The organism is Mesorhizobium sp. M7D.F.Ca.US.005.01.1.1 (assembly GCF_003952545.1).
Lineage (GTDB): Bacteria > Pseudomonadota > Alphaproteobacteria > Rhizobiales > Rhizobiaceae > Mesorhizobium > Mesorhizobium loti.
Genome location: NZ_CP034453.1, coordinates 6,231,194 through 6,257,082, shown reverse-complemented (window position 1 = coordinate 6,257,082; position 25,889 = coordinate 6,231,194). Strand labels below are relative to the sequence as shown.

Annotated in this window: 21 protein-coding genes; 5 read left to right on the top strand and 16 right to left on the bottom strand. The window is 63.3% G+C overall.

The genetic code is table 11. The annotated features are described in order from the left end of the window. Window positions 1–6: 6 nt before the first annotated feature. A complete protein-coding gene (locus tag EJ076_RS30460; RefSeq protein WP_126070353.1) occupies window positions 7–1,224 on the bottom strand; it encodes a DUF459 domain-containing protein in 1,218 nt (405 codons plus the stop codon). Window positions 1,225–1,355: 131 nt separating this feature from the next. Continuing rightward, complete coding sequence (locus EJ076_RS30455; RefSeq protein ID WP_126070352.1) at window positions 1,356–2,576, bottom strand: lytic murein transglycosylase; 1,221 nt, start codon at window positions 2,574–2,576, stop codon at window positions 1,356–1,358. A gap of 209 nt (window positions 2,577–2,785) precedes the next feature. On the opposite strand from EJ076_RS30455, the gene galU reads away from it, so the two are divergent. Further along, complete coding sequence (galU, locus tag EJ076_RS30450; protein WP_109659274.1) at window positions 2,786–3,688, top strand: UTP--glucose-1-phosphate uridylyltransferase GalU; 903 nt, start codon at window positions 2,786–2,788, stop codon at window positions 3,686–3,688. Window positions 3,689–3,736: 48 nt separating this feature from the next. Here galU and EJ076_RS30445 read toward each other — a convergent pair whose 3' ends face one another. Next, complete coding sequence (locus EJ076_RS30445; RefSeq protein WP_164548771.1) at window positions 3,737–5,527, bottom strand: outer membrane beta-barrel protein; 1,791 nt, start codon at window positions 5,525–5,527, stop codon at window positions 3,737–3,739. Window positions 5,528–5,775: 248 nt separating this feature from the next. Between EJ076_RS30445 and EJ076_RS30440 the strand changes: the two genes are divergently transcribed. After that, a complete protein-coding gene (locus tag EJ076_RS30440) occupies window positions 5,776–6,777 on the top strand; it encodes a KpsF/GutQ family sugar-phosphate isomerase (protein ID WP_109661233.1) in 1,002 nt (333 codons plus the stop codon). A gap of 64 nt (window positions 6,778–6,841) precedes the next feature. On the opposite strand, the gene EJ076_RS30435 is transcribed toward EJ076_RS30440, so the two are convergent. From EJ076_RS30435 to EJ076_RS30375, 13 genes are all read right to left on the bottom strand, one after another. Then, entirely contained in the window at window positions 6,842–7,306 is a 465-nt protein-coding gene (locus tag EJ076_RS30435) for an NfeD family protein (RefSeq protein WP_109659278.1), read from the bottom strand. An 11-nt stretch (window positions 7,307–7,317) separates the two neighbouring features. Beyond that, entirely contained in the window at window positions 7,318–8,268 is a 951-nt protein-coding gene (locus tag EJ076_RS30430) for an SPFH domain-containing protein (protein WP_126070351.1), read from the bottom strand. A 121-nt stretch (window positions 8,269–8,389) separates the two neighbouring features. After that, window positions 8,390–9,601 (bottom strand): FAD-binding oxidoreductase, encoded by a 1,212-nt coding sequence (locus EJ076_RS30425; RefSeq protein WP_126070350.1) that lies wholly within the window; start codon window positions 9,599–9,601, stop codon window positions 8,390–8,392. A 152-nt stretch (window positions 9,602–9,753) separates the two neighbouring features. Beyond that, the gene (gene hemH, locus EJ076_RS30420; protein WP_126070349.1) at window positions 9,754–10,818 is read right to left on the bottom strand and encodes a ferrochelatase; all 1,065 of its coding nucleotides are present in this window, start codon (window positions 10,816–10,818) and stop codon (window positions 9,754–9,756) included. 136 nt (window positions 10,819–10,954) lie between these two features. Next, on the bottom strand, window positions 10,955–13,009 hold the full coding sequence (locus tag EJ076_RS30415; RefSeq protein WP_126070348.1) for a bifunctional UDP-sugar hydrolase/5'-nucleotidase: 2,055 nt from the start codon (window positions 13,007–13,009) through the stop codon (window positions 10,955–10,957). Between the two features lie 188 nt (window positions 13,010–13,197). After that, a complete protein-coding gene (locus EJ076_RS30410; protein WP_126070347.1) occupies window positions 13,198–13,578 on the bottom strand; it encodes a hypothetical protein in 381 nt (126 codons plus the stop codon). 85 nt (window positions 13,579–13,663) lie between these two features. Then, a complete protein-coding gene (locus tag EJ076_RS30405; protein ID WP_126070346.1) occupies window positions 13,664–15,109 on the bottom strand; it encodes a homospermidine synthase in 1,446 nt (481 codons plus the stop codon). Between the two features lie 128 nt (window positions 15,110–15,237). Then, window positions 15,238–16,173 (bottom strand): DUF3445 domain-containing protein, encoded by a 936-nt coding sequence (locus EJ076_RS30400; protein ID WP_126070345.1) that lies wholly within the window; start codon window positions 16,171–16,173, stop codon window positions 15,238–15,240. Beyond that, window positions 16,170–16,457, bottom strand: a complete 288-nt coding sequence (locus EJ076_RS30395) for a YciI family protein (RefSeq protein ID WP_126070344.1) — start codon at window positions 16,455–16,457, stop codon at window positions 16,170–16,172. Before EJ076_RS30395 ends, EJ076_RS30400 begins: the two co-directional genes overlap by 4 nt. Window positions 16,458–16,471: 14 nt before the next feature. Beyond that, window positions 16,472–17,134 carry an aminotransferase class IV family protein gene (locus EJ076_RS30390; RefSeq protein WP_126070343.1) on the bottom strand — a complete coding sequence of 221 codons (663 nt, stop codon included), beginning with the start codon at window positions 17,132–17,134 and terminating at the stop codon, window positions 16,472–16,474. After that, window positions 17,083–18,228, bottom strand: a complete 1,146-nt coding sequence (locus tag EJ076_RS30385) for an aminodeoxychorismate synthase component I (protein ID WP_126070342.1) — start codon at window positions 18,226–18,228, stop codon at window positions 17,083–17,085. The genes EJ076_RS30390 and EJ076_RS30385 overlap by 52 nt, the downstream gene beginning before the upstream one ends. A gap of 204 nt (window positions 18,229–18,432) precedes the next feature. Then, complete coding sequence (locus tag EJ076_RS30380; protein WP_126070341.1) at window positions 18,433–19,167, bottom strand: proton-conducting membrane transporter; 735 nt, start codon at window positions 19,165–19,167, stop codon at window positions 18,433–18,435. 371 nt (window positions 19,168–19,538) lie between these two features. Next, complete coding sequence (locus EJ076_RS30375) at window positions 19,539–21,371, bottom strand: M3 family oligoendopeptidase (protein ID WP_109659302.1); 1,833 nt, start codon at window positions 21,369–21,371, stop codon at window positions 19,539–19,541. A gap of 175 nt (window positions 21,372–21,546) precedes the next feature. Between EJ076_RS30375 and EJ076_RS30370 the strand changes: the two genes are divergently transcribed. From EJ076_RS30370 to EJ076_RS30360, 3 genes are all read left to right on the top strand, one after another. After that, on the top strand, window positions 21,547–23,079 hold the full coding sequence (locus tag EJ076_RS30370; protein WP_109659304.1) for a sigma-54 dependent transcriptional regulator: 1,533 nt from the start codon (window positions 21,547–21,549) through the stop codon (window positions 23,077–23,079). Window positions 23,080–23,663: 584 nt separating this feature from the next. After that, entirely contained in the window at window positions 23,664–25,508 is a 1,845-nt protein-coding gene (locus EJ076_RS30365; RefSeq protein ID WP_126070340.1) for a DUF882 domain-containing protein, read from the top strand. Window positions 25,509–25,675: 167 nt separating this feature from the next. After that, entirely contained in the window at window positions 25,676–25,867 is a 192-nt protein-coding gene (locus EJ076_RS30360) for a hypothetical protein (protein ID WP_126070339.1), read from the top strand. The last annotated feature ends 22 nt before the right edge of the window (window positions 25,868–25,889 follow it).

Genomic DNA, 25,889 nt, shown 5'->3' with positions numbered 1-25,889 from the left:
GTGTTTTTAGCGATTGATTGCCGTCGTGGTGTCGGTCGCGGCTGCAGCCCTGGGTGGCCAGGAGAAATCGTCGGCGCGGCCGGGCGAAGCCTCGGGTGCCTTGCCCTCCACCACCAGCCTTTCGCCGGGCAGGTCCGGATTGGCCTTCGCCAGTGGTGCCGCGCCAAGCAACTCGGAGCCGCCGTCGAGCGCCGGATCGCTGAGCAGCATTGGCGCGGTGCGGTCGATGACGATGGGGGCTGCGGCCGGCGCCGGCGTCTCCACCGGAGCGCCCGCTGGCGCGGAAGCCGTAACCACGCTTCCCGGCGCGGACAGGCCGAGGATCTTCAACAGTGGTTTTTCGGTATAGAAGGCGAGCTTGCGCTTGCCTGCCTTCGAGACATTGATGCCGTCATCGGCGCGCAGCCGCACCGGTTGGCCGTTCATGTCGGGGCCGCTGGTGATGAAGGCGCCGTTCTCGTCGACGAACCCGTCCCAGACGTCGACGAATTCGCCGCCATGGCTTTCGGCCGCCTTATGGTAGATGTCGTTGAAGGCCAGCATGTCGGAGGTCATCTTCGGCACCCGGAACGCTGGCATGCCGACCCACAGGAAAGGCACTTTGGCAGTGGCGATGACCTTGCCGAGTGCATCGGTGCGACGCTCATATTCCTTGGTCCAATTCTCGGACCGAGGCTGCTCGCGCACATCCCCCACCTTCATCTGCTGACGGTCGTTGGAACCCAGCATGACGACCACGGCGGTCGGGTTTTCGGTCTCGATCAGCGATTTGATCTGTTCGGGCCAGTTGTAGAAATCATCACGCACGAAGCCGGACGAACCATTGGAGCGAGCAACGATCCTGACGCCGGGATTCTCGGCAAAGGCGGTGTCCAGGCCTTCGGCGAGGCCCGCCGCCATGAAGTCGCCGACCACCAGGACGACGCGGGCGTCCGGCGCCTTGTCTACCACCGGGGTTTCCGGCTCGGCTGGCGGGCGAGGGGCGCGGGGTTTCTTGGCCTTGGGTCTCGGTTTCGCCTGCTGGATGTCAAGCGGTGGCTCGATCCGCTCGCTGCGGCGCGGAAACAGAAGGTCGCGCAACGACCAGCCACGATTTTGCTGCTGCTCCTGCGCCATGGCCGGCGCGTGGAAGGCGCCAGCCACACAGACGGCGAGCACGACGATGGCCAGGACAAGCACCGGCACGCGACGAACAAGCCTTGCGATGCGCGCAGCCGAAGCCAACCGTTTCCTCCATCCCTTGGCGCGCTCCCGCGAAAAATCGCAGCGATTTTTTCGCGAAGAACCTTGCGCCAAACCTGATTACTACAGTGTCCTTTGCGCGCCCGGAAGGCTGCGTGACACCGCAGGTGGCTCTATTTCTGCCGGAGCCACTTCAGCACTTCCATGCTCGGATAGCCATCCTGGGTCAAGCCGGCCTTGGCCTGGAAGGCCATGATGGCAGTCTTCGAGCCGTCGCCGATCTTGCCGTCGAACTTGCCGTCGTAAAGGCCATGCTGGGAAAGCCGCTTCTGCAGTTCCTGCCTTTCCTCGAAAGTGAGCTTGGTGAAAGGCCGCTTCCAGTCCTGCACGAGACCGCTGGAGCCTGCGATTTCGTCGGCAAGAAGACCGACGGCAAGCGCATATTTGTCGGCGTTGTTGTAGGCTTTGATGACCGTGAAGTTCTTGATCATCAGGAAGGCCGGCCCGCCGCGGCCGTCCGGCACCTTCAACGTCGCCTTGTCGGAGCCGTTCTTGAACGGCTTGCCGTTGGCCCTGACGACGCCGAGCGCCTGCCATTGCGACAGCGTCTTGGAACCGCCGGGAAGCTTGCCGGCAGGCAAGGCGACCTCATAGCCCCAGGTCTTGCCGGCCTGCCAGCCATTCTTCTTCAACAGGTTGGCGGAGGTCGCCAACGCATCGGGGATCGAATTCCAGATGTCGCGCTTGCCGTTGCCGTCCATGTCGACGGCATAATGCAGATAGCTGGTCGGGATGAACTGGGTGTGGCCCATGGCGCCGGCCCAGGATCCGCTCAGATGGCTTTCGTCGATATCGCCGGTCTGCAGGATCTTCAGCGCGGCGATCAGCTGGGTGCGGGCGAATTTCGCGCGCTTCGGATCGGCATAGGCCAAGGTCGCCAGCGAGCGCACGACATTGCGCATGATGTCGTCGCGCTTGAGGATCTCGCCATAGTTCGATTCCATCGACCAGATGGCCAGCAGGATGTAGCGGTCGACGCCGAACCTGGCCTCGATCCGGTCCAGCCACGGCTTCCATTTCCTGGCCATCTGCTGGCCGACGGAGACCGACTGGTCATGGACGCGGTTGTCGAAATAGTCCCAGGCAGGAGCCGTGAATTCAGGCTGCGTGCGCGCCTTTTCCAGCACCACCGGGTCAATATCCCTGATGTCCCTGAAGGCCTGGTCGTAGAGGGCGCCGGAAACACCGCTCTGCACGGCGGTGGCGCGGAAGCCGGCGACCCATTGCCGGAAACCGGCATCGGCGAAAGCGGGGCCAGGCATCAGCAGAGCGAGCGAGAGGCTGGCTGCCGCTACAATGCTGGTAAAACGTTTTGCGGCATTGCGAACGGACATCTTTTCCTCCTTCTCTGTCTCAGGAAAGACCATTCATCGCCGAACCAGGTTAGGAATTAGTTTACCATAGGTGCCACCGGGAACGAAAAGACGCCTCGAAGCTTTACCGGTGAACGTTCCCCTCAGTCGCCCAATAGTCCTCAATTCCGGCGTGAAAATGTCTTGAAACGGGGATTGCGGAGCTGGCCATCAAACGGATAATTGACAGCATGAAGAGAGTTCGCAAGGCAGTCTTCCCGGTCGCCGGTCTCGGCACACGGTTTCTCCCGGCCACCAAGGCCGTCCCCAAGGAAATGCTGACCGTCGTCGACCGGCCAGTGATCCAGTATGTCGTGGATGAAGCGCGCGAGGCCGGCATCGAGCATTTCATCTTCGTCACCGGCCGCAACAAGGCCGTCATCGAGGATCATTTCGACATCCAGTTCGAGCTCTACGACACGCTGGCCCAGCGCGGCAAGGACGACCAGCTCGCTCGCTTGCAACGGCTGCAGCCGGCGCCGGGGCAGACCAGCTTCACACGCCAGCAGGTGCCGATGGGGCTCGGCCATGCCGTCTGGTGCGCGCGCGAGCTCGTCGGCGACGAGCCCTTCGCGCTTTTGCTGCCCGACATGATCATGCAGTCGGAGAAGAGCTGCATGAAGGCAATGGTCGAGCTCTACGAAGAGACCGGCAACAACATCATCGCCGTGCAGGAATGCGATCCCGCCGAAGCTCACAAATATGGCATCGTCGGCCGCGGCGAGGACACGCATCACGGCTTCCGCATCACCGAGATGGTGGAAAAGCCGAAGACCGGCACCGCGCCATCCAATCTCTACATCAACGGCCGCTACATCCTGCAGCCCGAGATCTTCAAGATCCTCGAAGGCCAGGAGAAGGGCGCCGGCAACGAGATCCAGCTCACCGACGCCATGCTGAAGCTGGAGAAGCAGCAGCCCTTCTATGGCTACCATTATCAGGGCCGCACCTTCGATTGCGGATCGCCGGAAGGCTTTGTCGAGGCCAATGTCGCCTTCGCGCTGTGGCGCAGTGACATGAACGAGAACATGGCCAGCGTGATCCGCACGCTTCTCGATGAGATAAAACCATCGGCGCGGCGCGGCGCGGCCTAAGGCAGGCACGCTGGAGACACGGCCTGACATGTCTGCTTGGCTAGATTCCTACCTCTGGACTTTCACGCGCAGGAAGATGCTGTTGGCGGTGTAGTCGCGACCCGGCAAATTGCTGGTCAGCTTTTCGGTCCTCACCCTTGTGGTCAGGCCGGCATAGCGGTTCAGCCACCATGTCAGTCCGGCCTCGGCGCTCAAGGTCATGTCGTGGCCGTCGATGCCAATATAGTCACGCCAGTCGAGGCCCAACGCAGCATTGCCGGTGAGGTTGGCACGAATCTGGCGTTCGCCCGTCAGGCGGCCGGAATAGAGGATGTCGCCGCTTTCGTTAGCGGTGGTCGTGGGCTCGACTGTGGTCTTGCCGGTCAGGCCGATCGTCGTGCCGCGCTCCGGCGACCATTTGAGGTCGGCATTGACGGTCGCACCCGAAATCGCCTCCAGGTTTTTGTCGTCGATCGCTTCCCTGAGCCAGCCAGCCGAGAATTCACCCGACAGCTTCTCACCCATGTCGAGCGCAAGACCGGCGCGGGCGCCGAGCAGCGTCGACGAGCGCTCGAAGCCTTCGTTGTCGATGCGTTGGTCATAGGCCCGGCGGCCGACCTCGATTTCGGTGAAGGGGGTTATGGCGGGGGAGATCTCGTAGCCGGTCCGCAAGGTCGCGGTGTAGAGCGTGGAGTCTTGATCCTTCTGCGACAGCGAGGTGCCGTTTGAAAGCTTGGCGTCGCCATAGAAGTCGTGCGAGACCGCGCCGGTCAACGTGTACTGCATCTTGCCGACGTGTTTTTCGACGGCCAGGCTGCCGTCGACGGTCTGCCGCAGCGGCTGCTTGCTGACACCTGCAATGGCGTCCGGCGCCGACGCCGATTCCGGCACCGCCTCGTAGCCGAGCTTGGCGATGGCGCGCAATTCATTATCGAGGTCGACATTGAGCTGGCCTTCGATGCGCCCTTGCTCGTTGTGAACCGGGTAACCGGAGACGGTCTCGCGAAACAGGCCATAGCCGTCGATCGTGGCGGAGTTCTCGCGCCAGTCGGAGGCGGCGGAAAAACGCAGCGCCGTCTCGGACAACAGTGCCGACTTGCCGGCACTGCTCGAATCGCCGTTCGACGTGGCGGTCAGGCCCTGTTCGATCGTCGGCCGGATGACGAAGGAGCCCCATTTGACGCCGGTGGCGGCGAACGGATCATCCTCCGGCTTCTTTTTCTGGCCTTCGATGGCGTCCGTGCGCTCTGCGCCTGGGTCGAGCTTCTGCTTGTCGGCGCTGTCGATGGTGAGGGCGCGGCGGTTGGCCGTCTCCTGATCGGTATCTGCACCATCGGTGGCGTCCGTCGTGGAGGCGGTCGTTGAAGCAGTGGTGTCGGTGTCTGCCGCCGTCGGCTTCTTCTTCTTTTTCGACTTGTCCGCAGCCTTGTCCTTGGCCTGGTCAGCCGCGTTCTGCCCGGCGGTCGATGAGCGGCGGCGAGGCTTGGGCGGTGCCGGAGTGTCGGCGGAGGTGTCGTCGGTGGCTGCCGGCGGGTCGAAAACGCTGCCGGCGGCAGTTGCGTCACCGGTGTCCGTGTCGTCAGGCACGGCGCCGGCGCTGGCCGGCAGATAGGTACGGGCCGGCGCATTGTCTTGCGCCGCATTGGTCGGCGCCTGACCTTGCGCTGCCAAAGCGAGTTGTCTCGCCTTGCGCTGCTGGTCGGACAGGATCGCCGATTCCGAAACTTCGCCGCGCAGTTCCGTTTCCTGCGCATGGAGCGCCGTTGGGCGCAGCAGGGCAAACATGCTGGTCGCCAGCAGCAAGGCGCAGACCGCCTTGCCCTTTCGTCCACTCGATTTTTCTGGCTGGACCCCGGACATCGCCACCACTGCTTGCGCGGCGCACGCGCGCCATACTTACCGAACCGTAAATGGGGATGGTTAACGGAGGGTTGAGGCGGGGCCCGTCAGCCGCTTGAAGCGCTGATTTCCAAAGGGATTCATGCCGCGCGCGTTAAGCTTTTGTTTTCACGCCTGTCGTTGTCGCAAACCACCGCACACGTTCGGACGACATGCCTGAGGCCATTTCTGTTGGACAGCGCGCCGGCAAAGCGCTAATCGCATCAGCCATGCATGCGGGATCCCTGGATAAGAAGCCTTTGGACAGGCAAGCCTCTATCGCTTCGGCGCTGAGGACGGTGGCAACCGAACAGGCGGGGGTTGCGGCCCTTGCCGAGGCCCTCGAGAATGGATTGGCCGGGCCTTTTGCCCAGGCCGTCGACATGATCTCGAGGATTGAAGGGCGGCTCATCGTCACCGGCGTCGGTAAAAGCGGCCATATCGGTTCGAAGATCGCGGCGACGCTGGCCTCGACCGGCACGCCGGCTTTCTTTGTCCATCCCGCCGAAGCCAATCACGGCGATCTCGGCATGATCGCCAGGGACGACGCCATCATCGCCATGTCGTGGTCGGGCGAGAGCAAGGAACTGATGGGCATCGTTGCCTATTCCAGGCGCTTCTCCATTCCGCTGATCGCCATAACCGCCGGAGAGACATCGGCACTGGCGCGGGCCGCCGACGTCGTGCTGCTGCTGCCGCGCGCGCCGGAGGCCTGTCCGCACGGCCTGGCGCCGACGACATCGACGCTGCTGCAACTGGTGATGGGTGACGCGCTGGCGATTGCGCTGCTCGAAGCGCGCGGTTTCACGCCGGACCATTTCCGCACCTTTCACCCGGGCGGCCAGCTCGGCGCCAACCTGACGCAGATCCGCGAGATCATGCATGTCGGTGACAGGCTGCCGCTGGTGGTCACGGGCACCGGCATGCAGGACGCGATCCTGGAACTGTCGCGCAAGGGATTTGGCTGCGTGGCGATCACCGACGCCGACGGTGCGCTAGTCGGCATCATCACCGATGGTGACATCCGCCGTCACATCGGCAGCAATCTGCTAGCGATGACGGTGGATCAGGTGATGACAAGAGGACCGAAGACGGCGACACCGGACACGCTGGTGGCAACGGCCCTGCAGACGATCAACAATTCAGCCATCACCAGTCTGATGGTGGTGGAGGGCCGGAAACCAGTCGGCCTCATCCATCTGCATGATCTCTTGCGTATCGGCGCCGCCTGAGGTGGGCTGATATTAGGCTGATGCCGGCCTGACCTGAATCTCACACATCCTCAACGGCGTACGCTCAGACCGCCTCGACGGTCAGTTCCAGATCCGTGTCGGCCGCACCCGTCACGCGCACCTGCGTGCCGGCCGGCAGGTCCGGGCCGGAGACACGCCACAGCGTGTCGCCCAGCTTGATGCGGCCACGGCCGTCCCGGATCGGTTCGGCAAGTGTCGCCATGCGGCCGACCATCTGCGCGCCGCGCCGGTTGAGCAGCGGCTGGTCGGTTGGGTCGTTGCGACTGCCGACCAGTTTCTTGCCGACATAGGCCGAGACCAGCGATAGCGCCAGGAAGGCGAGGACCTGAACCTGCCAGGTCCAGAAGCCGGCGTCCCAGATCAGCAGTGACACCGCGCCGATGATCAGGGCGGCGATGCCGATCCACAGCATGAAGATACCCGGCGCGATGATTTCCATCACCAGCAGGACGAAGCCGAGAACCATCCAGTTCCACGGTCCGAGTTCGGAAATGATGCGGTCGATCATGGCTTATGATCTCAGTTGTCGCTCGGGCGCACGACCGGCGGGCGTGCGACCTGCCTCTGCGAGCCGGTGGTGCCTTCGCTGCGGAAGACTTCCTTGGCGATCTCGCCAATGCCGCCGAGCGAGCCGATCAGCGACGATGCCTCGAAGGGCATCAGCACGATCTTGCTGTTGGTGGCCGTGCCGATCCTGCCAAGCGCTTCGGTGTATTTCAGCGCCACGAAGTAGTTCAGCGCCTGCACGTCGCCCTTGGAGATTGCTTCCGACACCACCTGGGTGGCGCGGGCTTCCGCCTCGGCCGAACGTTCGCGCGCCTCGGCGTCGCGGAAGGCGGCTTCCTTGCGGCCCTCGGCCTCGAGGATCTGCGACTGCTTGAGGCCTTCGGCGGCGAGGATCTGCGCGCGCTTGTTGCGCTCTGCCGTCATCTGCCGGCCCATCGATTCGATGAGGTTGGCCGGCGGGTTGATGTCCTTGATCTCGACGCGGGTGATCTTGATGCCCCACGGATGCGCCGCTTCATCGACGACGCGCAGCAGGCGCTCGTTGATGGCGTCGCGGTTCGACAACAGCTCGTCGAGGTCCATCGAACCCATGACGGTACGGATGTTGGTCATCGTCAGGTTGAGGATGGCGTTCTGCAGGCCGGCGACCTGGTAGGCAGCCTGCGCCGCGTTGAGGATCTGGAAAAAGGCGATGCCGTCGACACCGACAATGGCGTTGTCGCGGGTGATGATTTCCTGGCTCGGAACGTCGAGCACTTGCTCCATCATGTTCATCTTGGCGCCGATGCGGTCGACGAACGGGAAAATGAAATTGAGGCCTGGGCTCAGTGTCTTGGTGTAACGGCCAAAGCGCTCCACCGTATAGTTGTAGCCTTGCGGGATTGTCCTGATGCCTTTGATCAGAAGCACCAATACCAGAAGGGCAAGTGCACCAACCGCAATATCGAAACCACTGAAATCCATTTGGCTCTCCCTCAGACGAAGGCCGCACAAGCCATTCTCGCGCGGCCGACTTCACCAAAGACTTAAGTGTGTTTCAGATGCGTTACAATCAGGTGATGATGGATTGTTTGTGGTTTTGCACTCAGCGGTTGAAGGCAAACAGCCTTGCATCCGTGTCGTCTCGCTCGTCGATCGAGGCCGAGACAATCTCGGAAGCGATCTGCGAGAAGGTGATTCCGTTGCCGCCATAGCCCATCACCGCATGGATGCGCGGGTGGCGGGGAATGGCGCCGATATAGGGCAGCCCGGTGGTCGTGGTGCCGAACGAACCGGTCCAGGCGAATTCAGGCCAGGTGTCGAGATGCGGAAATAGCTGGCCGAGCTTCTCGGCGATGCGCGCGCTCTTGTCGCCGATCAGCGCGTCGCGCTGCGCCTCGTCGACAAAATCCTCGTCCTCGCCGCCGCAGACGACCCTGCCGTCGGCTGTCGCGCGCATATAGAGATAGGGGTCCGACGCCTCCCAGATGAAGGCCGCCTGTGGCCAGATATTTCGCGATTGCGGGCGTGTCGCAATCGCCCATGTCGAGATGATCCGGTGGGCCGCGGCCGGCACGATGTCGACCAACTCGTAGCCGGTGGCCAGAACAACGTGTTGCGCGGTTATGGTCGGTCCATCCCTGGTCGCGACGACAACCTCGTCGGCGCTGTCCTCGATCGCTGTGGCTTCGAGGGGGGCGTAGAAGCGTGCCTTGCGGTCAAGGGTCTTGAGCAACAGGCCGGCCGTCAGCTTGCGTGGGTCGAGTGCGATGTTGCCATGGCTGAGAATGCCGCCGTCGCGGTCGATGCCGAATGTCTCCGCCAGCGGCGCTGGTGTGAGATAGGTCGCGCCGATGCCGGCTAGCCGACGCGCCTCGGCCTCGTCGCGCAGTTCCGACGGACCGAGCATCGTGCCGGCCAGATAGAGCGACGGGGTGCGGCTCGAGCCACATTTTATGCCGAGTTCGGCAATGCGGGCGGCGAGGTTGGAGACGGCGAGCCGCGAGCGCCGCCAGGCCTGTTCCGCCGCCACTTTGCCAATCATCTTCGAGAGCGTCGAAAGCGGCTGGTCGATTTCGAATTGCACCAGCGCGGTGGTGGCCGACGTGGATCCTTCCAGCGGGCCGCGGCGGTCGATGCAGATCACCGCATGGCCGTTCGCCGTCAGCGCCTCGGCCATCATGGCGCCGCTGATGCCCATGCCGATGATGAGCACATCCGTCTTGACGTTCCTCGTCAGATTGTCCGTCGGCACCGCGGGCGCGCGATAGGCGGACCAGACGGGCCGGCCAGTTCTGAGGTCGAGTTTGCGGGGCATCGAATTCTCCGGAGGGCGCGCCTCAACGCCCCGGAGCGGGCGTTGTTCCGGTTCAGAGCGGCTCATCGCTTCACGGAAGCGGCGAGCCGCTCTGACTCTTGTTTGAAGCAATTCCGGACGGAAAACCGTTTCACACTTTTCCTGGAATTGCTCTAGACCCAGCCGGACAGTTCGCGCCGCACCATCGCCTCGATCACCGCCATGCCCTCGGCGCTGTCGTTGAGGCAAGGGATGTGGGCGAAGTTCTTGCCGCCGGCATGATGGAAGGTTTCGGCCGCCTCGCGGCCGATCTCGTCCAGCGTCTCGATGCAGTCTACGGAAAAACCTGGATTAACGATGGCGATCGATTTCACGCCGTCCTGCGCGAGTTTCTCGACCGTCTTGTCGGTATAGGGCTGCAGCCATTCCTGCGCGCCGAAGCGCGACTGGAAGGTGATGATCAGTTTCTTGTCATCCCAGCCGAGCCGTTCGCGCAACAGCCGCGTCGTCTTCTGGCAGTGGCAATGATAGGGATCGCCCTTCTCGAAATAGGGCTTTGGAACGCCGTGATAGGAGGTGATGACCACTTCCGGTTCGAAATCCAGCGTCGCGAGATTCTGCTCGATCGAGCGGGCCAGCGCTTCGATGTAGACGGGTTCGTCATAGTAGGGCGGCACGCTGCGGATAGCCGGTGCGCGGCGCATCTTCATCAAGGCGCGAAAAAGCTGATCGTTGGCGGTGGCGGTGGTGGTCGCCGAATATTGCGGATAGAGCGGGAACGAAAGAATGCGATCGCAACCCTGTTCGACCAGGCTTTTGGCGATGCTTTCGGTCGAAGGGTTGCCATAGCGCATCGCCCAGTCGACGACGACATTGGGCAGGTCGCGCAGCGCCTCGGCCAGCTTTTCGCCCTGGGCGCGGGTGTAGGTGCGCAAAGGCGACTCGTTCCTCTCCCGGTTCCAGATGCGGGCGTAGTTGGCGCCCGACTTCCTCGGCCGTGTGGTGAGCACTAGGCCGTAGAGGATCGGATACCAGATCGCCCTGTTGAGCTCGATGACGCGTGGATCGGACAGGAATTCACGCAGATAGCGCCACATCGGCTTGAAGTCGGTACCATCCGGCGTGCCGAGGTTGACCAGCATGACGCCGATCTTGCCCGCCTTGACCGGCGGATGTCCCGCCGGCAGAGGGCCGAGCGCCTTTGCGGTTTTGGCATCGACAGGGGTGGAAAGCGTCATAAGGGTTCTCCGGGAGACGCGAACCTAAACTTCTTGCGCGCGCTTTCAATGCAGCGTCTGGCCGCACCTTAGCTCGAAAACAGGAAACCCGCCCGGTTTCCCGGGCGGGTGTCATTCTTGAAAAGGTGAAGCGACCTTACTTCGCCGGGATGGTCAGCGTGGCGCCAAGCTTAAGCTGGTGGGGCCTTTGACGCTTGTTGGCCTCATAGATTAGTTTCCACTTCGTCGCGTCCCCATAAGCCTTCTTGGCCAGATCCCAATAGGTATCGCCGGCAACGATGACATGGCTGGCTTCGGCTGGGGCGGCCTCGGCAGGCTTTGCCGGTTCGGCAGGTGCTGGCGCCGGAGCCGGGGCTGCTTCGGCTGGTTTTGCAGGTTCAGCCGGTGCCGGTGCGGCCGGCGGGGCTGGCGCTGTCTCTGTCGATATGGCCGGCGGTGTGTTGGCGATATCACCCGAGTTGGCAGGCAGTTCAGGCATTGCCGGCGCCGCACCAGCTGGCTTGGCGGCTTCAGCGGGTGCGGGCGCCGGGGTCGCCGGAGCTGCTTCGGCCGGCTTGGCAGCAGGCGCCGCCGCGACGGTCGCTGCGATTTCAGTGATACGACCGTCGAGCTTCGGCGTGTAGGGCCGATGGGCGCCGAGATAGTCGGCAACCACCTGTTCAAGACCCGGACCGTAATCGTAGGCATTCTTGGCCTTGTCGGCGAAGACCTTGTAGCCGTCGCCGCCCTGGCGGACATAATTGTTGGTGGCGACCAGATAGTCCTTGTCCGGGTTGAGCGGCGTCCAGGCGCCGCCTTCCATGACCTCCACCGACTTGACGCGGCCGGCATTGGGCGCGACGGATTTGTCGAAGGAATATTTCAGGCCAGCGACCTGCGGGAAACGTCCGGCGCCGTCCTCGATCTGGCTGAGGCCATTCTCGAGGCCGGCCACCAGGTCCTTGCCGGAAATCTGGAAGGTTGCCAGCGTGTTCTGGAACGGCAGCACGGTCAGCACCTCGCCCATGGTCACGGTGCCCTTGTCGATCGAGGCGCGCAGGCCGCCGCCATTGGAGATGACGATCTCGACGCCCTGTCCCTTGACGCGGTCGAGGATGGCGTCGGAGACTAGGTTGCCCATCGCGCATTCGCGGGTGCGGCAGCTCTCGCGGCTGCCGTCGATCACGTCGGAGGTCTCCGCCACTTCCTTGTTCTTCAGCGCCTCGATCGGCGCGCCAAGCTCCTTGATGCGGGCGAGCACGGCCGGGTCGGGCGCGATCGACTTGTCGAGATAGATCGGGTCGCCGCTGGCCGATTTGACGACGCCATTGTCGTCGAACACCACCTTGAACTCGCCGAGATATTTCGAATAGGACGCCGCCTGCACGACCGGCACCTTGTAACCGTCCGGGTTGTCGACCATCGTCGGATAGGGGCCTTCCGCCTTGGGGTCGGTGTTCGACAGCAGCGAATGGCTGTGGCCGCCGACGACGACGTCGATGCCCGGGATCTTGGCAATGACGTCGCGCTCGCGCTTGTAGCCGATATGGGTCACGGCGATGATCTTGTTGACGCCCTCTCCCTTCAGCTTCTCGACCTCGGCGGTGATCGACTTGACGTCGTCCTCGATAGTGACGTTGGGGCCGGGGGAGGCGAGTTCCGGCGTGTCGTTGGTGATCGCGCCGATGATGCCGATCTTCTGGCCGCCGACCTCGACGACGATCGACGGCTTGACGCGGTCGCCGAGCTTGGATTGCGCGTTGGCCTTCACATTGGCGCCCAGCACCGGGAACTTGATCATGTCGAGGAACGGCGCCAAGGCCACTTCGCCGTCGTCGAATTCATGGTTACCGAGCGCCATGGCGTCGAACTTCATCTCGTTGAGGAATTCGCCTTCGACCTTGCCCTTGTAGGTCGTGTAGAACAGCGATCCCTGGAAATTGTCTCCGGCGCTGAGCAGCAGCACGTTCTGGCCTTCCAGCTTCTTGCGCTCCTGGGCGATCGCGGTGATCAGCCGGCCCGCGCCGCCGATGCATTCGCCCTTGGTCTCCTCATCAGCCGAGCAGGTCGATTCATATTTGTTGTTGCCTTCGATGCGGCTGTGCCAGTCGTTGATGTGCAGGATGTTCAGCGTGTAGTCGGCAAAGGATGCGCCGGCCGACAGGCCGAGCGCTGAGGCGGACAGGGCGGCAATGGCAGCAAGCTTCTTCATCTTCGTCTCCCGGAAAGCTGATCAGAGGCCTTTAACGCTCTTGCTTGACTGGAACATAACAGTCGGCGCTTTGGCCATGTTCCCATCGCGTTCCGGATGACGCAAGCGGAAATCCGGGAACCTTTGCCGGCATAAAAAAGGACGACGGCCAATCGGCCGCCGTCCTTGGGGAGCGAATGCTCGCTGGTTCAGGCGCGCCGTGTCAGCACGAAATTCTGGCCGCTGGAGCTGGTGCAGTTGAGCTGGCTTGTCGAAACCATCAGGCAGTTGAAGCTGACTGCGGTCTGGCGGATCAGCGACGTGCCGTTGATCTGCACCGACGTGGCGCCGGTCATCGTGTAGCTGCCATCGGCAAGCTTCTGACCGGTGTCGGTGGCGACGGTCGTGAAGGTGCCGCCGGCGAAGGTCGACAGGCCGGTTCCCTTGGCGTCGATCCAGGAGCCCTCGACGCCTTTCGGCGCCGCTGCCATCGGCGGCTCATTGGGGCCACTGGTCGTACAAGCAGCAAGCCCGGCCAAGGCTGCCGCCGCTACGCTCATCGAAAGAACTTTGCGCGCAATGTTGTTCATATGAAAATCCTCTCCTCAGTCCGCATCCCTTCAATCGCCCGATTTCCGGGCGATTGCAAGGCAATGGAATATCCCGGGCAGGCCGCTATCGAACGAGGATGTTGCGGAACTGCCACGGGTCGTTGCGGTCGAGGTCTTCCGGGAACAGGCCGGGGCGGTTATCGAGCGGCGTCCAGTCGGTGTAGTAGCCCTTGACCGGTCCGAGATACTGGGACTGCACTTCCAGGCAGCGCCTGTAATCCATCTCGTCGGCTTCGACGATACCGGCCTCGGGATTCTCCAGCGCCCAGACCATGCCCGAGAGCACCGCCGAGGTGACCTGCATGCCGGTGGCGTTCTGGTAGGGCGCCAGCTTGCGCGCCTCGGCGAGCGACAGCTGCGAGCCGTACCAGTAGGCATTCTTGTCATGGCCGTAGAGCAGCACGCCGAGTTCGTCGACGCCGTCGACCAGCTCGTTCTCGTCGAGCACGTGGTGCTCCGGCTGAGGCTTGCCGGCAGCGCCGAACATCTCGTCCAGCGACAGCAGCGCGTCGTTGCAGGGATGATAGGCATAGTGGCAGGTCGGGCGGTAGTGCACCTTGCCCTTCTTGGAGCGTACGGTAAAGAAATCGGCGATCGAGATCGCCTCGTTGTGCGTCACCAGAAAGCCGTACTGGGCGCCGGGCGTCGGGCACCATGAGCGCACGCGCGTGTTGGCGCCGGGCTGCTCCAGATAGATGGCGGCCTTCGAGCCGTGCTTGTGCTTCTTGGCGTTCTTCGGCATCCACGTCTCATGTGTGCCCCAGCCGAGCTCGGCTGGCTGCAGACCCTCGGAGATGAAGCCCTCGACCGACCAGGTGTTCCAGAACACGTCCATCGGCTTCGGCTTCTTGGCGCGCTGGGTGTCGCGCTCGGCGATATGGATGCCCCTGACGCCGGCCTTCTTCATCAGCTTGGCCCAGCCCTCGCGGTCGCCCTGCGCGGGCTCTGAAAACTCGAGGCCAAGGTCGGTGGCGAGATTGACCAGCGCCTGCTTGACGAACCACGAGACCATGCCGGGGTTAGCGCCGCAGGTGGAGATTGCCGTCGCACCGCCGGGCTTGTCGTGCTTTTCCTTGAGCAGCGACTCGCGCAGCGCGTAGTTGGTGCGGCTGGCGTTGTCGGCCTTGGCGTCGAAATAGAAGCCGAGCCACGGCTCGACCACGGTGTCGATGTAGAGCACGCCGAGCTTGCGGCAGAGCCGCATCAGGTCCACCGAACCGGTATCGACCGACAGGTTGATGCAAAAGCCCTGGCCGCCGCCATTGGTCAGAAGCGGCGTCAAGAGCTTCTTGTAGTTCTTCTCGGTCACCGCTTCCTGGACGAAGGCGATGCCGCGCTCGTCGAGCAGCTTGCGGTCGGTGTCGCGCGGGTCGATGACCGTCATGCGCGACTTGTCGAACTTGAAATGGCGCTCGATCAGCGGCAGCGTTCCCCGACCGATCGAACCGAAGCCGATCATCACGACAGGGCCGGTGATTTCACCGTAAACGGGCCAGTTTTCAGTCACCATTTTATCGAGCACTCCTTCAAAACCCAGGAAACTGGGAAAACACGCGCAAAACCGGGGATTCTTGCCCGGCGGCCATGCGCTACATCACAGATCATTGTCACAAACCAGCGAAAAGCGCCAACCAGCGGTCAGCCGTCATTGGCCATGTGGTTAAGGACCGACATCAGCCGGTCGCGGTCTGCGGTCAGGCCCTTGTAGTCGAGCTGGGCGAGATCGAGCGCTTCGAGCTGGGCGGCGAAAGACACCGCCAGCGTTGCCCGATCCGGGTGCCGGGCGAGTACCGCGAGCGGGTCGAGATGGATGCGGATGGTGAACAGGATATCGCATGTAACAGGCAGTTTCCGCATAGTTTGCCGCTCGACGCGGATGAAGGCATGGGCGTCGATGTCGCCATCGGGAAAGCGCGACGGCCGGTTGGTGGCGCGATCGATGCGCTGCAGGTCGGAGAGCGGATGGTAGAGCGCGCTGTCGGACTGGATAGACCAGTTGTAACGCTCGACGGCCTGCCCCTGGAGGCCATCGAACATCCGGTTGATCAGTTCGGCCGGACGCGTGCCCGGACCGAAACCCGGCACCGGCGCGTGGATGTCCTGCAGCGGCCTGCCGAATTTTTCCAGAAGCGACCAGGACGAGGGAAAGCAAAGCGAGCCGGCGACCAGCCGCCAGCCGCCGCTGTCGCCACGGCGCATCAGGATCAGGTCTTCCTGGATGAGCTGTGAGGCCTTGGCCAGCGGCGCATCAGCGAGGGAAGCAGGCAGGCGGCCCGCCGCGCCCACCACCTTGACACCTGATCCGGTGCGCCGATAGGTCTTGGGGAACCTCTCCAGCAGATGCGCGCCGAGCAAGTCGAGCACTTCCTGCTGCGCGTCCCGCGTGCCGTCCTCCTCGACGAAAACCCGCTCGGGGATTTCGTCATAGAGCCGGTGCTTCTCGGCGAGATACGGCAGCAGATGATCGTCGACCTCGATCCAGTCCGCCGGATCGAGCGGCTTCAGGCCGATGCTGAAGAGTTTCGACGAGCCGTCATAGGGCGTGTGGGTGGGCAGCGCCTCGGCCAAGCTCATGCTTCCCTAAACGTATCGAGTCCGGCGGCGGTCATCCGCGCCAGGAATTCGGTGACATCATAGTCGGCCGCGCCTGCCTTGGCGAAAGGGTCGGAGGCCAGCCTGGCGTCGAGCACGTCGCGCGGGCATTGCGCGATGATGATGCCGCCGATTCGCGGTTTCTTCGGCCCGGAGGCGACGAAGATGCCGTCCGCATAGCAGCTCTTCAGCCACTCGACGTGCGCCGCCTGTAGTTGGTCAATCTCGATCAGCGGTACTTTGTAGTTCAGTGGAACGACGAACATTGTCTTGGCTTCTCTCAGGTCAGTTTGGCCGGGATCAGTCCGCGCAGCGAATTGCCGAGGAACAGGGCCCTGGCGGATTTCAAATCGTCCAAGCTGTAGATTGCTTCACGGGCGCGGCCTTCATCCAGAAGCTCGGCGCGCAATACGCCAGGCAGCAGGCCGCAGTCGAGCCGGGGCGTCGCCAGCATGCCGTCGCCGAGATCGGCGAAGATGTTGGTGATCGTGCCTTCACAGACCTCGCCGCGCTCATTGGCCAGGATCACCTCGTCGGCCTGGGTGATGAGATATTCGGCACGGGCATGCGTATAGACCTGTCGCCGGCTGGTCTTGTGGCGCAGCAGCGTGTTGCGAGAATCGAGCCTCGTCCGTGCCAGCCGCAGCAGCCAGACCTTGTCGACGGCGAGCGGTTCATAGGGTTGCGCCGCGGCGGTCACCTCGCCGTCATGCGACAAAACGAGGCGCGCGCGCATGGCAATGCCGGAACCGCTGACCGCGCTGCTCAGGACCTCGCCGACCTTGCCCGGATCACAGCGGAAGCCGAGCTCCGCCGCCGAGCCATAGAGGCGCGCGAGATGGCGATCGAAGCGCAGGAAGCCCGAGCCAGGTTCCCAGCGCATGGTCTCGATCAGCTGGAAATCGGCGGTGTTCCCGTCGCGAAGCGCGCTTTCAGCAGACACTCCTGATACTCCTCCTGCGCCGTCGAATCGAAGACGACGCCGCCACCGACATTGTAGACGGCCTCGCCGCCGGAAAAGAGCGAGATGGTGCGGATCGCCACGGAAAAGCGCATCGTGCCGCCGGGCGCGATCCAGCCGATGGCCCCGCAATAGGCGTCGCGCGGCGTGCCTTCCAGATCGCGCAGGATTTCCATGGCGCGGATTTTTGGCGCACCGGTGATCGAGCCGCACGGAAACAGCGCCGCGAAGATCTGGCGGATCGAAAGCCCCGGCAGCAGTTTTGCCCTGACGTCGCTCACCATCTGGTGGACCGTCGGATAGGTCTCGATGCGGAACAGCGCGGGCACGTCCAGCGTGCCGACCTCGCTGATCAGCGAGATGTCGTTGCGCAGGAGGTCGACGATCATGCGGTTTTCGGCCTGGTTCTTCTCGTCGTTGCGCAGGAAGATCTTCTGCCGCTCGTCTTCGGCCTTGGTCGCGCCGCGCGGCGCCGTGCCCTTCATCGGATGCGTCTCGATCATGCCCCCGGCGTCGATCTCGAAGAAGAGTTCGGGCGAGCGCGACAGCACGATGGGTTCGCCGAGCGCGACCAACGCGCCATATTTCACCGGCTGGCGTTCGGTCAGCGCATCGAAGGCGGCCAGCGGGTCTCCCGACCATTGCGCATGCACCGGAAAGGTCAAATTGCCCTGGTAACAATCGCCCTGCCTGATGTGCTGATGCAGCCGCGAGAACCGCTTCTCATAGTCCTTGGGCGACCACGCCGCGCGGGCGTCGAAGATCGGACCATTGGTCGCCGCTATATTGCGCGGCGGCACCGCCTCTTCGGCCGGCGCATCGAAAACCCCAAGGCAGACGAGCGGGGCGCGGCGCCCGTCCGGCAGCAAGGGGACGAGCTTCGGTTCGAGCAGATAACCCGCCTCATAGGAGAAATAGCCGGCAAGCCATTTGCCTGCATCGTGCGCGGCTTGCGCCGCCTCCAGCGCCGGCAGGAAATCCTTTGCCTCATGCGCCACGATGACATCGGCCGGCTGGTCGAAAACGAGCTGGCGCGCGCTTTCGTCGTTGCGGAAAATGGCGGCGGGCAGGGACATGGGCACCGGATGCTGCGGTCAATGAAGCCGTTGACCGCTCTATATGGGGGGCCGCTCGCGCGCAATCGAGGGAACGGCATGCTGCCACTCAAAGCCGACCTTGGGCCGACCTTTAGGTCGACTCCGGGCCAACCCAGGGGCCAAAGGCAAACGGCGGCGCCATATTGGCGCCGCCGTTTGCAGTCTTCAGCTCTTGCCTGGCGATCAGGTGTTGCTGGTGGTTCCCGCCGTCGGAAACTGCTTGGCGAATTCCTTCTCGTTGCCGGCGGCGAGCAGCTTCGCCTGCTCGATCCAGCGCTCGCGCGCGATGCGGCCGTCGAAATTCATCACGTCCTCGATCCGCTTGATATCGGCGGCTGTCCAGCCGGCGATCTGGGCGAAGCTGGTGACACCTTGCGCCTTGAGCAGCTTCTCGTTGACCGGACCAATGCCGATCAGCCGGCGCAGATTGTCGGGCTTGCCGGATACGGGCTTCGCCGGTGGCGGTGCAGATTTCTTGGCTGGTGCGGGCTTACTCGTCGCGGATTTGGCTGGAGCCGAGGCTTTGGCGGCGGCCGGTTTCGCCGCCGGCTTGGCAGGAACCGCTTTCGCAGCAGCCGGTTTAGCCGGCGCGGGTTTTGTGGCGGCAGATTTGGCCGCCGCGGGAGTCGACATCAGGGCTGCAGACGCCTGGCCTGCCGGCTTTGCCGCGCTGCTCCCGGCGGCAGGTGCGGCCTGCGCCTCGCGCAGCCGGCGCTCGAGGTCGGCGCGGGTCTTGCCACATGCATCGAGTTCACTGGTCAGCCGGTCGCTGTCGGCGCGCAACCTGTCGCGCTCGCTGCGCGTACGGTCGAGGTCGCCGCGCAAGCTGTCGAGTTCACCGCGCAGACGGCCCCAGAGGAACCAGCCCACCAACACGCCTACCAGGAACGCCAGGAGCATGTAGAAAAAAGTGCCCATTGTCTCTCTCCAGTCAGATCCGTCTGCCGTGGGGTCATGACCTTCGGCGAAGGACTACTCGATGGTGATTCCGCGGTTCGCAGAACAGCCGGCTTCGGTTCGAGCTGTCGGCGATCGGCTTTGCTTGCCCATGGCCAACGGCCGTTGTCGCGTTCGCCTGAGCGTCACGGCCGGCTGAGATTTTTCCTCGCCGATCCGCATGCGCTCCGGCTGAGCTTGGAGCGAAGGCTATCATAGAGCTTGTGGAAAGCTATCGGAAAACTTCGGTGGAGAGTACTTCAAGAACAGATATTTAGGCCAATAATAAAGCCATCCCAACATGCATTCCGGCTAAACTGTTCTGCGAGCGGGCGACGCTTGCAGGACGTGTTTCAAACGTCGAGCGCTTCCAGCTCGTCGATCAGGCCACTGATGACGCCAAGCCCTATCTGCCAGAAGGCGGGATCGGTGGCGTCGAGGCCGAAGGGCGCCAGAAGCTCGGAGTGATGCTTGGTGCCGCCGGCGCGCAGCATCTCGAAATACTTGTCCTGGAAGCCGCGCTCGGCGTTCTGGTAGACCGCGTAGAGCGAGTTCACCAGGCAGTCGCCGAAAGCATAGGCATAGACGTAGAAGGGCGAATGGATGAAGTGCGGAATGTAGGTCCAGAATACCTCGTAGCCTTCGCGCAACTTGATCGCCGGCCCGAGGCTTTCGGCCTGCACTTCGAGCCAGAACTGTCCGAGCCTGTCGGAGGTCAGTTCGCCGTTCTTGCGCTCGGCATGCACCTTGCGCTCGAATTCGTAGAAGGCGATCTGGCGCACGACCGTGTTGATCATGTCCTCCACCTTCTGGGCGAGCATGGCCTTGCGCTCGCGCCTGTCGGTGGTCTGGTCGAGCAGCGAGCGGAAGGTCAGCATCTCGCCGAAGACCGACGCCGTCTCAGCCAGCGTCAGCGGCGTCGAAGCCATCAGCGCACCCTGGCCGCTGGCCAGCACCTGATGCACGCCATGGCCAAGCTCATGCGCCAGCGTCATCACATCGCGCGGCTTGCCCATGTAGTTGAGCAGGACATAGGGATGCGCCGACGGCACGGTCGGATGCGCGAAGGCGCCGGGTGACTTGCCAGGCCGCACCGGCGCGTCGATCCAGTTGCGGTCGAAGAAGGTTCGCGCGATCTCCGCCATATCGGGCGAAAAGCGCTGATAGGCCGACAGCACGGTGTTCCTGGCCTCGTCCCAGCCGATGATCGCCTGGGGCGTATCCGGCAACGGGGCGTTGCGGTCCCAGTGGTTCATCACTTCCATGCCAAGCCAGCGCGCCTTCATCGCGTAGTAGCGGTGCGACAGGCGTGGATAGGCATCGCGCACGGCGGAGGCCAGGGCATCCACCACGCTGCGCTCGACGCGGTTGGCGAGATGGCGTGAATCGGCGATGTCCTCGAAGCCGCGCCAGCGGTCGGATATTTCCTTGTCCTTGGCCAGCGTGTTGGTGATCAACGTGAAGGTGCGCAAATTTTTGCGGAAGGTCGTGGCCAGCGCCTCGGACGCCCGGCGGCGCACCTCGCCATCGGCGTCCTGCAAGCGGTTCAACGCCGGCTCCAGCGTCAGTTCCTCGCCGTCGATGTCGAAGCGAAGGTCTGTCATCGTCTCGTCGAACAAGCGGTTCCAGGCGCCGCGCCCGGTGATCGATTTTTCGTGGAAGAGCTGCTCGACGCGATCCTCGAGCTGGTAGGGTTTGTCCTTGCGCAGATCGAGCACCCATGGCCGGTAGTGGCCGAACGCGGGATCGCCGGCGAGCGCGCCTTCGATGGCGGCATCGTCGATCAGGTTGAGTTCGAGCGCGAAGAACAGAAGGTGCGCGCTGGCGTCGGTCATCTTCTCCTGGATGTCGCCATAGAGTTTGGCGCGCTGCGGGTCGGCGGTGTTGCCGGCATAGACCAGACCCGCATAGGAGACGATGCGGCCGATCAGTTCCTCCAGCGCCTCGTAGGCGACCAGCGCCTCGCCCAGCCTGCCGGCGCTGCCGCGAGCGGCCTCGGCGGCCAGCGTGCCTTTCCAGCGGCCCTCGAAGCTGATTGCATCAATGGCGGCCTTGGCGATGTCGCGCTTCAGCTCCGGCGCGTCCATGCCGGCATAGAGATCGGCAAGGTTCCATTCCGGCAGGTCGCCAAGCTCGGCCGAGCCCTGACCGGACGCTGGCGCCGCAAGCTGCCGAGCAGAAACCATGTGCCCAGAGACCATGTGCATTGCCGACACCTTCCGTGGCCGAGGTTCAAGGGGAAACGAGAAGCCGGTCAAATCCTAAGGAATTCATTCACCGGGTTTTTTGAAACCTTATTTAGAACCCTGTGCCAAGATGGTCCACAGGGCAGAATTCCTCGGGCGGGCAGTCACACCAGTCATGACAGGTTCCATACTCATAGTCGATGACGATCCCGTGCAGCGCCGGCTGCTCGAGGCGGCGGTGACGCGGTTCGGCTACACGGCAATTGTCGTGGATGGCGGCGCGGCCGCTCTCGATATTCTCGACGGGCCTAGCGCCCGCGAGGTTTCGGTGGTGATCCTCGATCTGGTCATGCCCGGTCTCGACGGTATCGGCGTGCTGAAGGCGATGCGTGAGCGCGACATAAATATCCCGGCCATCGTGCAGACTTCGCAGGGCGGCATCGAGACCGTGGTTTCGGCGATGCGCCATGGCGCCTTCGATTTCGTCGTCAAGCCGGCGTCTCCCGACAGGCTGCAAGCGTCGATCGGCAATGCGCTCAAGGTCGAGGCCGTCGAGGGCGAGGTCAAGCGCACGTCGCGCCGGCGTGGCGGCCTTCTGACCTTCAAGGACATGATCACGCACAGCCCCGCCATGGACAGGGTGATCCGCCTTGGCCAGAAGGCTGCGGTATCCAACATCCCGATCCTGATCGAGGGCGAGTCCGGCGTCGGCAAGGAGCTGGTGGCGCGCGCCATCCAGGGCAGCGGCGACCGCCGCTCGAAACCCTTCGTGACCGTCAATTGCGGCGCCATTCCAGACAATCTGGTCGAATCGATCCTGTTCGGCCACGAGAAGGGCTCGTTCACCGGCGCCACCGACAAGCACACTGGAAAATTCGTCGAAGCGCATTCGGGCACGCTGTTTCTCGACGAGATCGGCGACTTGCCGCTCGACGTCCAGGTCAAGCTGTTGCGCGCCGTGCAGGACGGTGAGGTCGATCCGGTCGGCGGACGCTCAACCGTCAGGGTCGACATCAGGTTGATTTCGGCGACGCACCGCAACCTCCTGCAGCAGGTCAAGGACGGCAAGTTCCGCGAGGATCTGTTCTACCGGCTGAACGTCTACCCGATCTTCGTGCCGCCGCTGCGCGACCGCCGCGACGACATCCCCTATCTGGTCACCCATTTCATGGACAAGGTGGCGCCGGCCGATCCGCGTCATCGCCTGCAAGGCATTTCGGCGGCAGCACTTGCCGTGCTGCAGGCCTATGACTGGCCCGGAAACATCCGGCAGCTCGAAAATGCCGTCTTCCGGGCCTCGGTGCTTTGCGAAGGCGATGTGCTGACCACGGGCGACTTCCCGCAGATTCGGGCGCAGGTGGAAGGCACCGTCAACCTCGATGCGCACGGCGATGCGCCGTCGTCCCTGCCTCTGGAGGAGCGCGACGAGGAAGCCTTGCCCGGTGAGGGTGGCCCGGCGACCGCGTCCGATCCGCCGGCCAGGCTGCAGCCTCGCTTCGGCACGTTGCGGGCGCTCGACGAACGCGGCAATGTGCGTGCGCTGGCCGATGTCGAACTCGAAATGATCAAGCTCGCCATCGATCATTACAACGGCCAGATGAGCGAAGTCGCCCGCCGACTCGGGATAGGTCGCTCTACGCTCTACCGCAAGCTCAAGGAATACGGCATCGACCCGGAGACCGGCCGTGTCGACCGGCTCGCTTCCTAAGGTGTGCCGATATTCAGGTGATGCCGGCCTGCGAACGATAGTTTCCTGCGCTTCCGGTGCTCACGTACCCAAATGTACGCTCCGCTCCGGTTCTCGGAACCCATCGTTCTCGACTCGGCCTGACCTGAATCTCAACACGCCTTGAAGCGCAGGATCTTTCCGAAAACCGCGTTCCCGCTCTCTGCTGCGCTGCCTTCGCTCCGGATCAGGCTTCGGCCACAAGGCCGGCGCCAGCTTGCAATGCCACAACAGGCCCTGTATCGGCCTTTCGGCGGGATTGTGGCAGTCCTATGGACAGCTCTGTTCACGCATTAAGGCTAACGGTAACAGATCGTGTTTGGGGCGAAGGCGGAAATCTGATCTAAACCAGCGGTTTACCAAGAAATCCTGTGAACGATTTTTGACGGGATATCGCCACGGTGTTACCGCATTTCGGCTTCAATAAGCGATGATTAACCATTAGGATCGATATTCGGATGTGAGGACGACACATCCGTTTGGACAAATCCGGGGACAAACGGCAGCCTGCAGGGCCTTTTGATTTGAACAGAATCGAACGACACACAAACGGGCGGCACCATCATTTGAGCGTCTGGCCGAAATGGCTGGCGGTGTTGATTGTCGCTTTTGGTTTTGTTGCCGCGGCTGCGACCGGAGCCAGCGCCGAAACACGTTCGCTGAAGCTCTATCACCTCCACACCCACGAGAAGGCCGAGATCGTCTACAAGCGCAACGGCCGCTACGTTCCCGAGGGTCTCAGGAAGATCAACATCATTCTGCGCGACTGGCGCCGCAACGAGCCGACCAAGATGGATCCGCGTCTGCTGGATCTGGTCTGGGAGGCGTATCGGGAAAGCGGCGCCACTGACTACATCCAGGTCGTCTGCGGCTATCGCTCGCCGTCGACGAACTCGATGCTGCGCAGCCGCAGCAGGGGCGTCGCCGAGAAGAGCCAGCACATGCTCGGCAAGGCGATGGATTTCTACATTCCCGGCGTACCGCTGAAGAAGCTGCGCAACATCGGTCTCAAGATGCAGGGCGGTGGCGTCGGTTACTATCCGTCATCCGGTTCGCCGTTCGTCCATATGGATGTCGGCAATGTGCGTCATTGGCCCGGTATCAGCCGCCAGGAACTGGTCAGCCTGTTCCCCAATGGCAAGACGCTGCATGTGCCGAGCGACGGCAGGCCGCTGCCCGGCTTTGAGCAGGCGCTCGCCTCCTACAAGGCGCGCAAGGGTTCGGGCGCTCCGGCCATCGAGTTGGCCAGCGCCGGTGGCAGCAGCAAGAAATCAGGTGGGTTCCTGTCGGCTTTCTTTGGCGGTGGCGACGACGAGGCCGACGACAGCGCCGATGTCGAGACCGCTTCGGCTGCGCCCCCACCCAAGGCCAGAAACGTGAAGCCGGCTGCGGCAGCCAAGACCAGCAACCTCCCGGGCATCGCCATCGTGGCGCCGGAGAATGCGCAGCGCGCTGAAATTCCGCAAATTGCGGAGGAGCAAGCTCCGGAGCCGGAACAGGATACGCCGGAGACGATCATCGCGGCGCTGCCGGCACGCAGCATTCCGCTGCCTGATTTCGCACCGCGGCCAAAGGCCGACGTCGGCGCCCAGCCGCCTGAGAATGTTCCTTTTGCCATGGCCGATGCGACAGCCACCACAGAGCAAGCCGTGGCGACCGCACACGCGCCGGCGAACGTTCCTTTCGGCATGGCCGATGCAACGGCTGCCGATGCATCGGCTTCGGCTGATCCGGCCCAGGTCGCAGTCAACAACATTCCGTTGCCGACATGGCGTCCCGACACTTCGCTGCCGGCCGCTCTGGCTCCGCCGCCCAGCAAGGATGTGCTGATGGCGCTGGCCGAGACGGCTGATCACGGCAAGACCGCGACCGATGCGTTCTCGGTGCTGCCGACGGCGCGCCCCGAGATGGTCAGGCCGGATGCGGTCAAGGCCGTGCTCGACGAGGCCAATGCCCAGGTCGGCGCGGCCGACGCATACCAGGTCGCCTCCTTGTCCCAATCCGAGCCGCGTTCGGCCTTCAACGATCCGTCGGGCACTGACGCCGCAACGCCGCGCGAGGCTGTCGCTGCCCGCCCGGCCGGCTCCGATCCGGCCGCCGCGATCGGCGCCGGCGTCAAGACGACCCGCAAGGAATCGAGAGCCACGGCCCGCGACCTGAAGCCAGGTCCCAAGGCCATGGTGGTCGCCGCCGCGCCGCAGGCCGCCCGCTGGGCGCTGACCAGCGGCGAGCATGTCGCCGCCGTTTCAAGCTCGACGACGGCGCCGGGCTACGCGTACAGCATCGTGCACACGCCGCCGAGCGAGGTCTATACTGCCGGCTTCCAGCCGAGCAACCAGGTGGCCGATGCCAACCGCTTCACCGGCAACGCCGTCAAGTTCATGTCGGTCGCCCGCTTCCAGACCAAGTGACGACCAATCGATCGACAAAGCCGCGCCGGGCAACCTGCGCGGCTTTCTGTTGCGCGGCCGCACTGCTAGCCGCTGGTCCAATCACGCCGGTCTGACATTGCCGTGATCGTGGAACTGCCTGGTTCTTCAAGGGTTTCTCCGGTGTTCGTTCAAACCCGGGGATATCCATGAAGAGCATTCTATTGGCATCGGTCATCGCGTTGGCAACCGCTTCAGCGGCCATCGCTCCCACGCAGGCCGCGACCGTTGTCGTCAAGACCAACGACCATATGCATATGAAGAAGCACTGCAGGACCAAGCTGGTCACGACCTGGAAGCACCACCACAAGGTGGTCAGGGAAGTCAGGGTCTGCAACTGATCCCAGCCCAAAGTAGACCTAA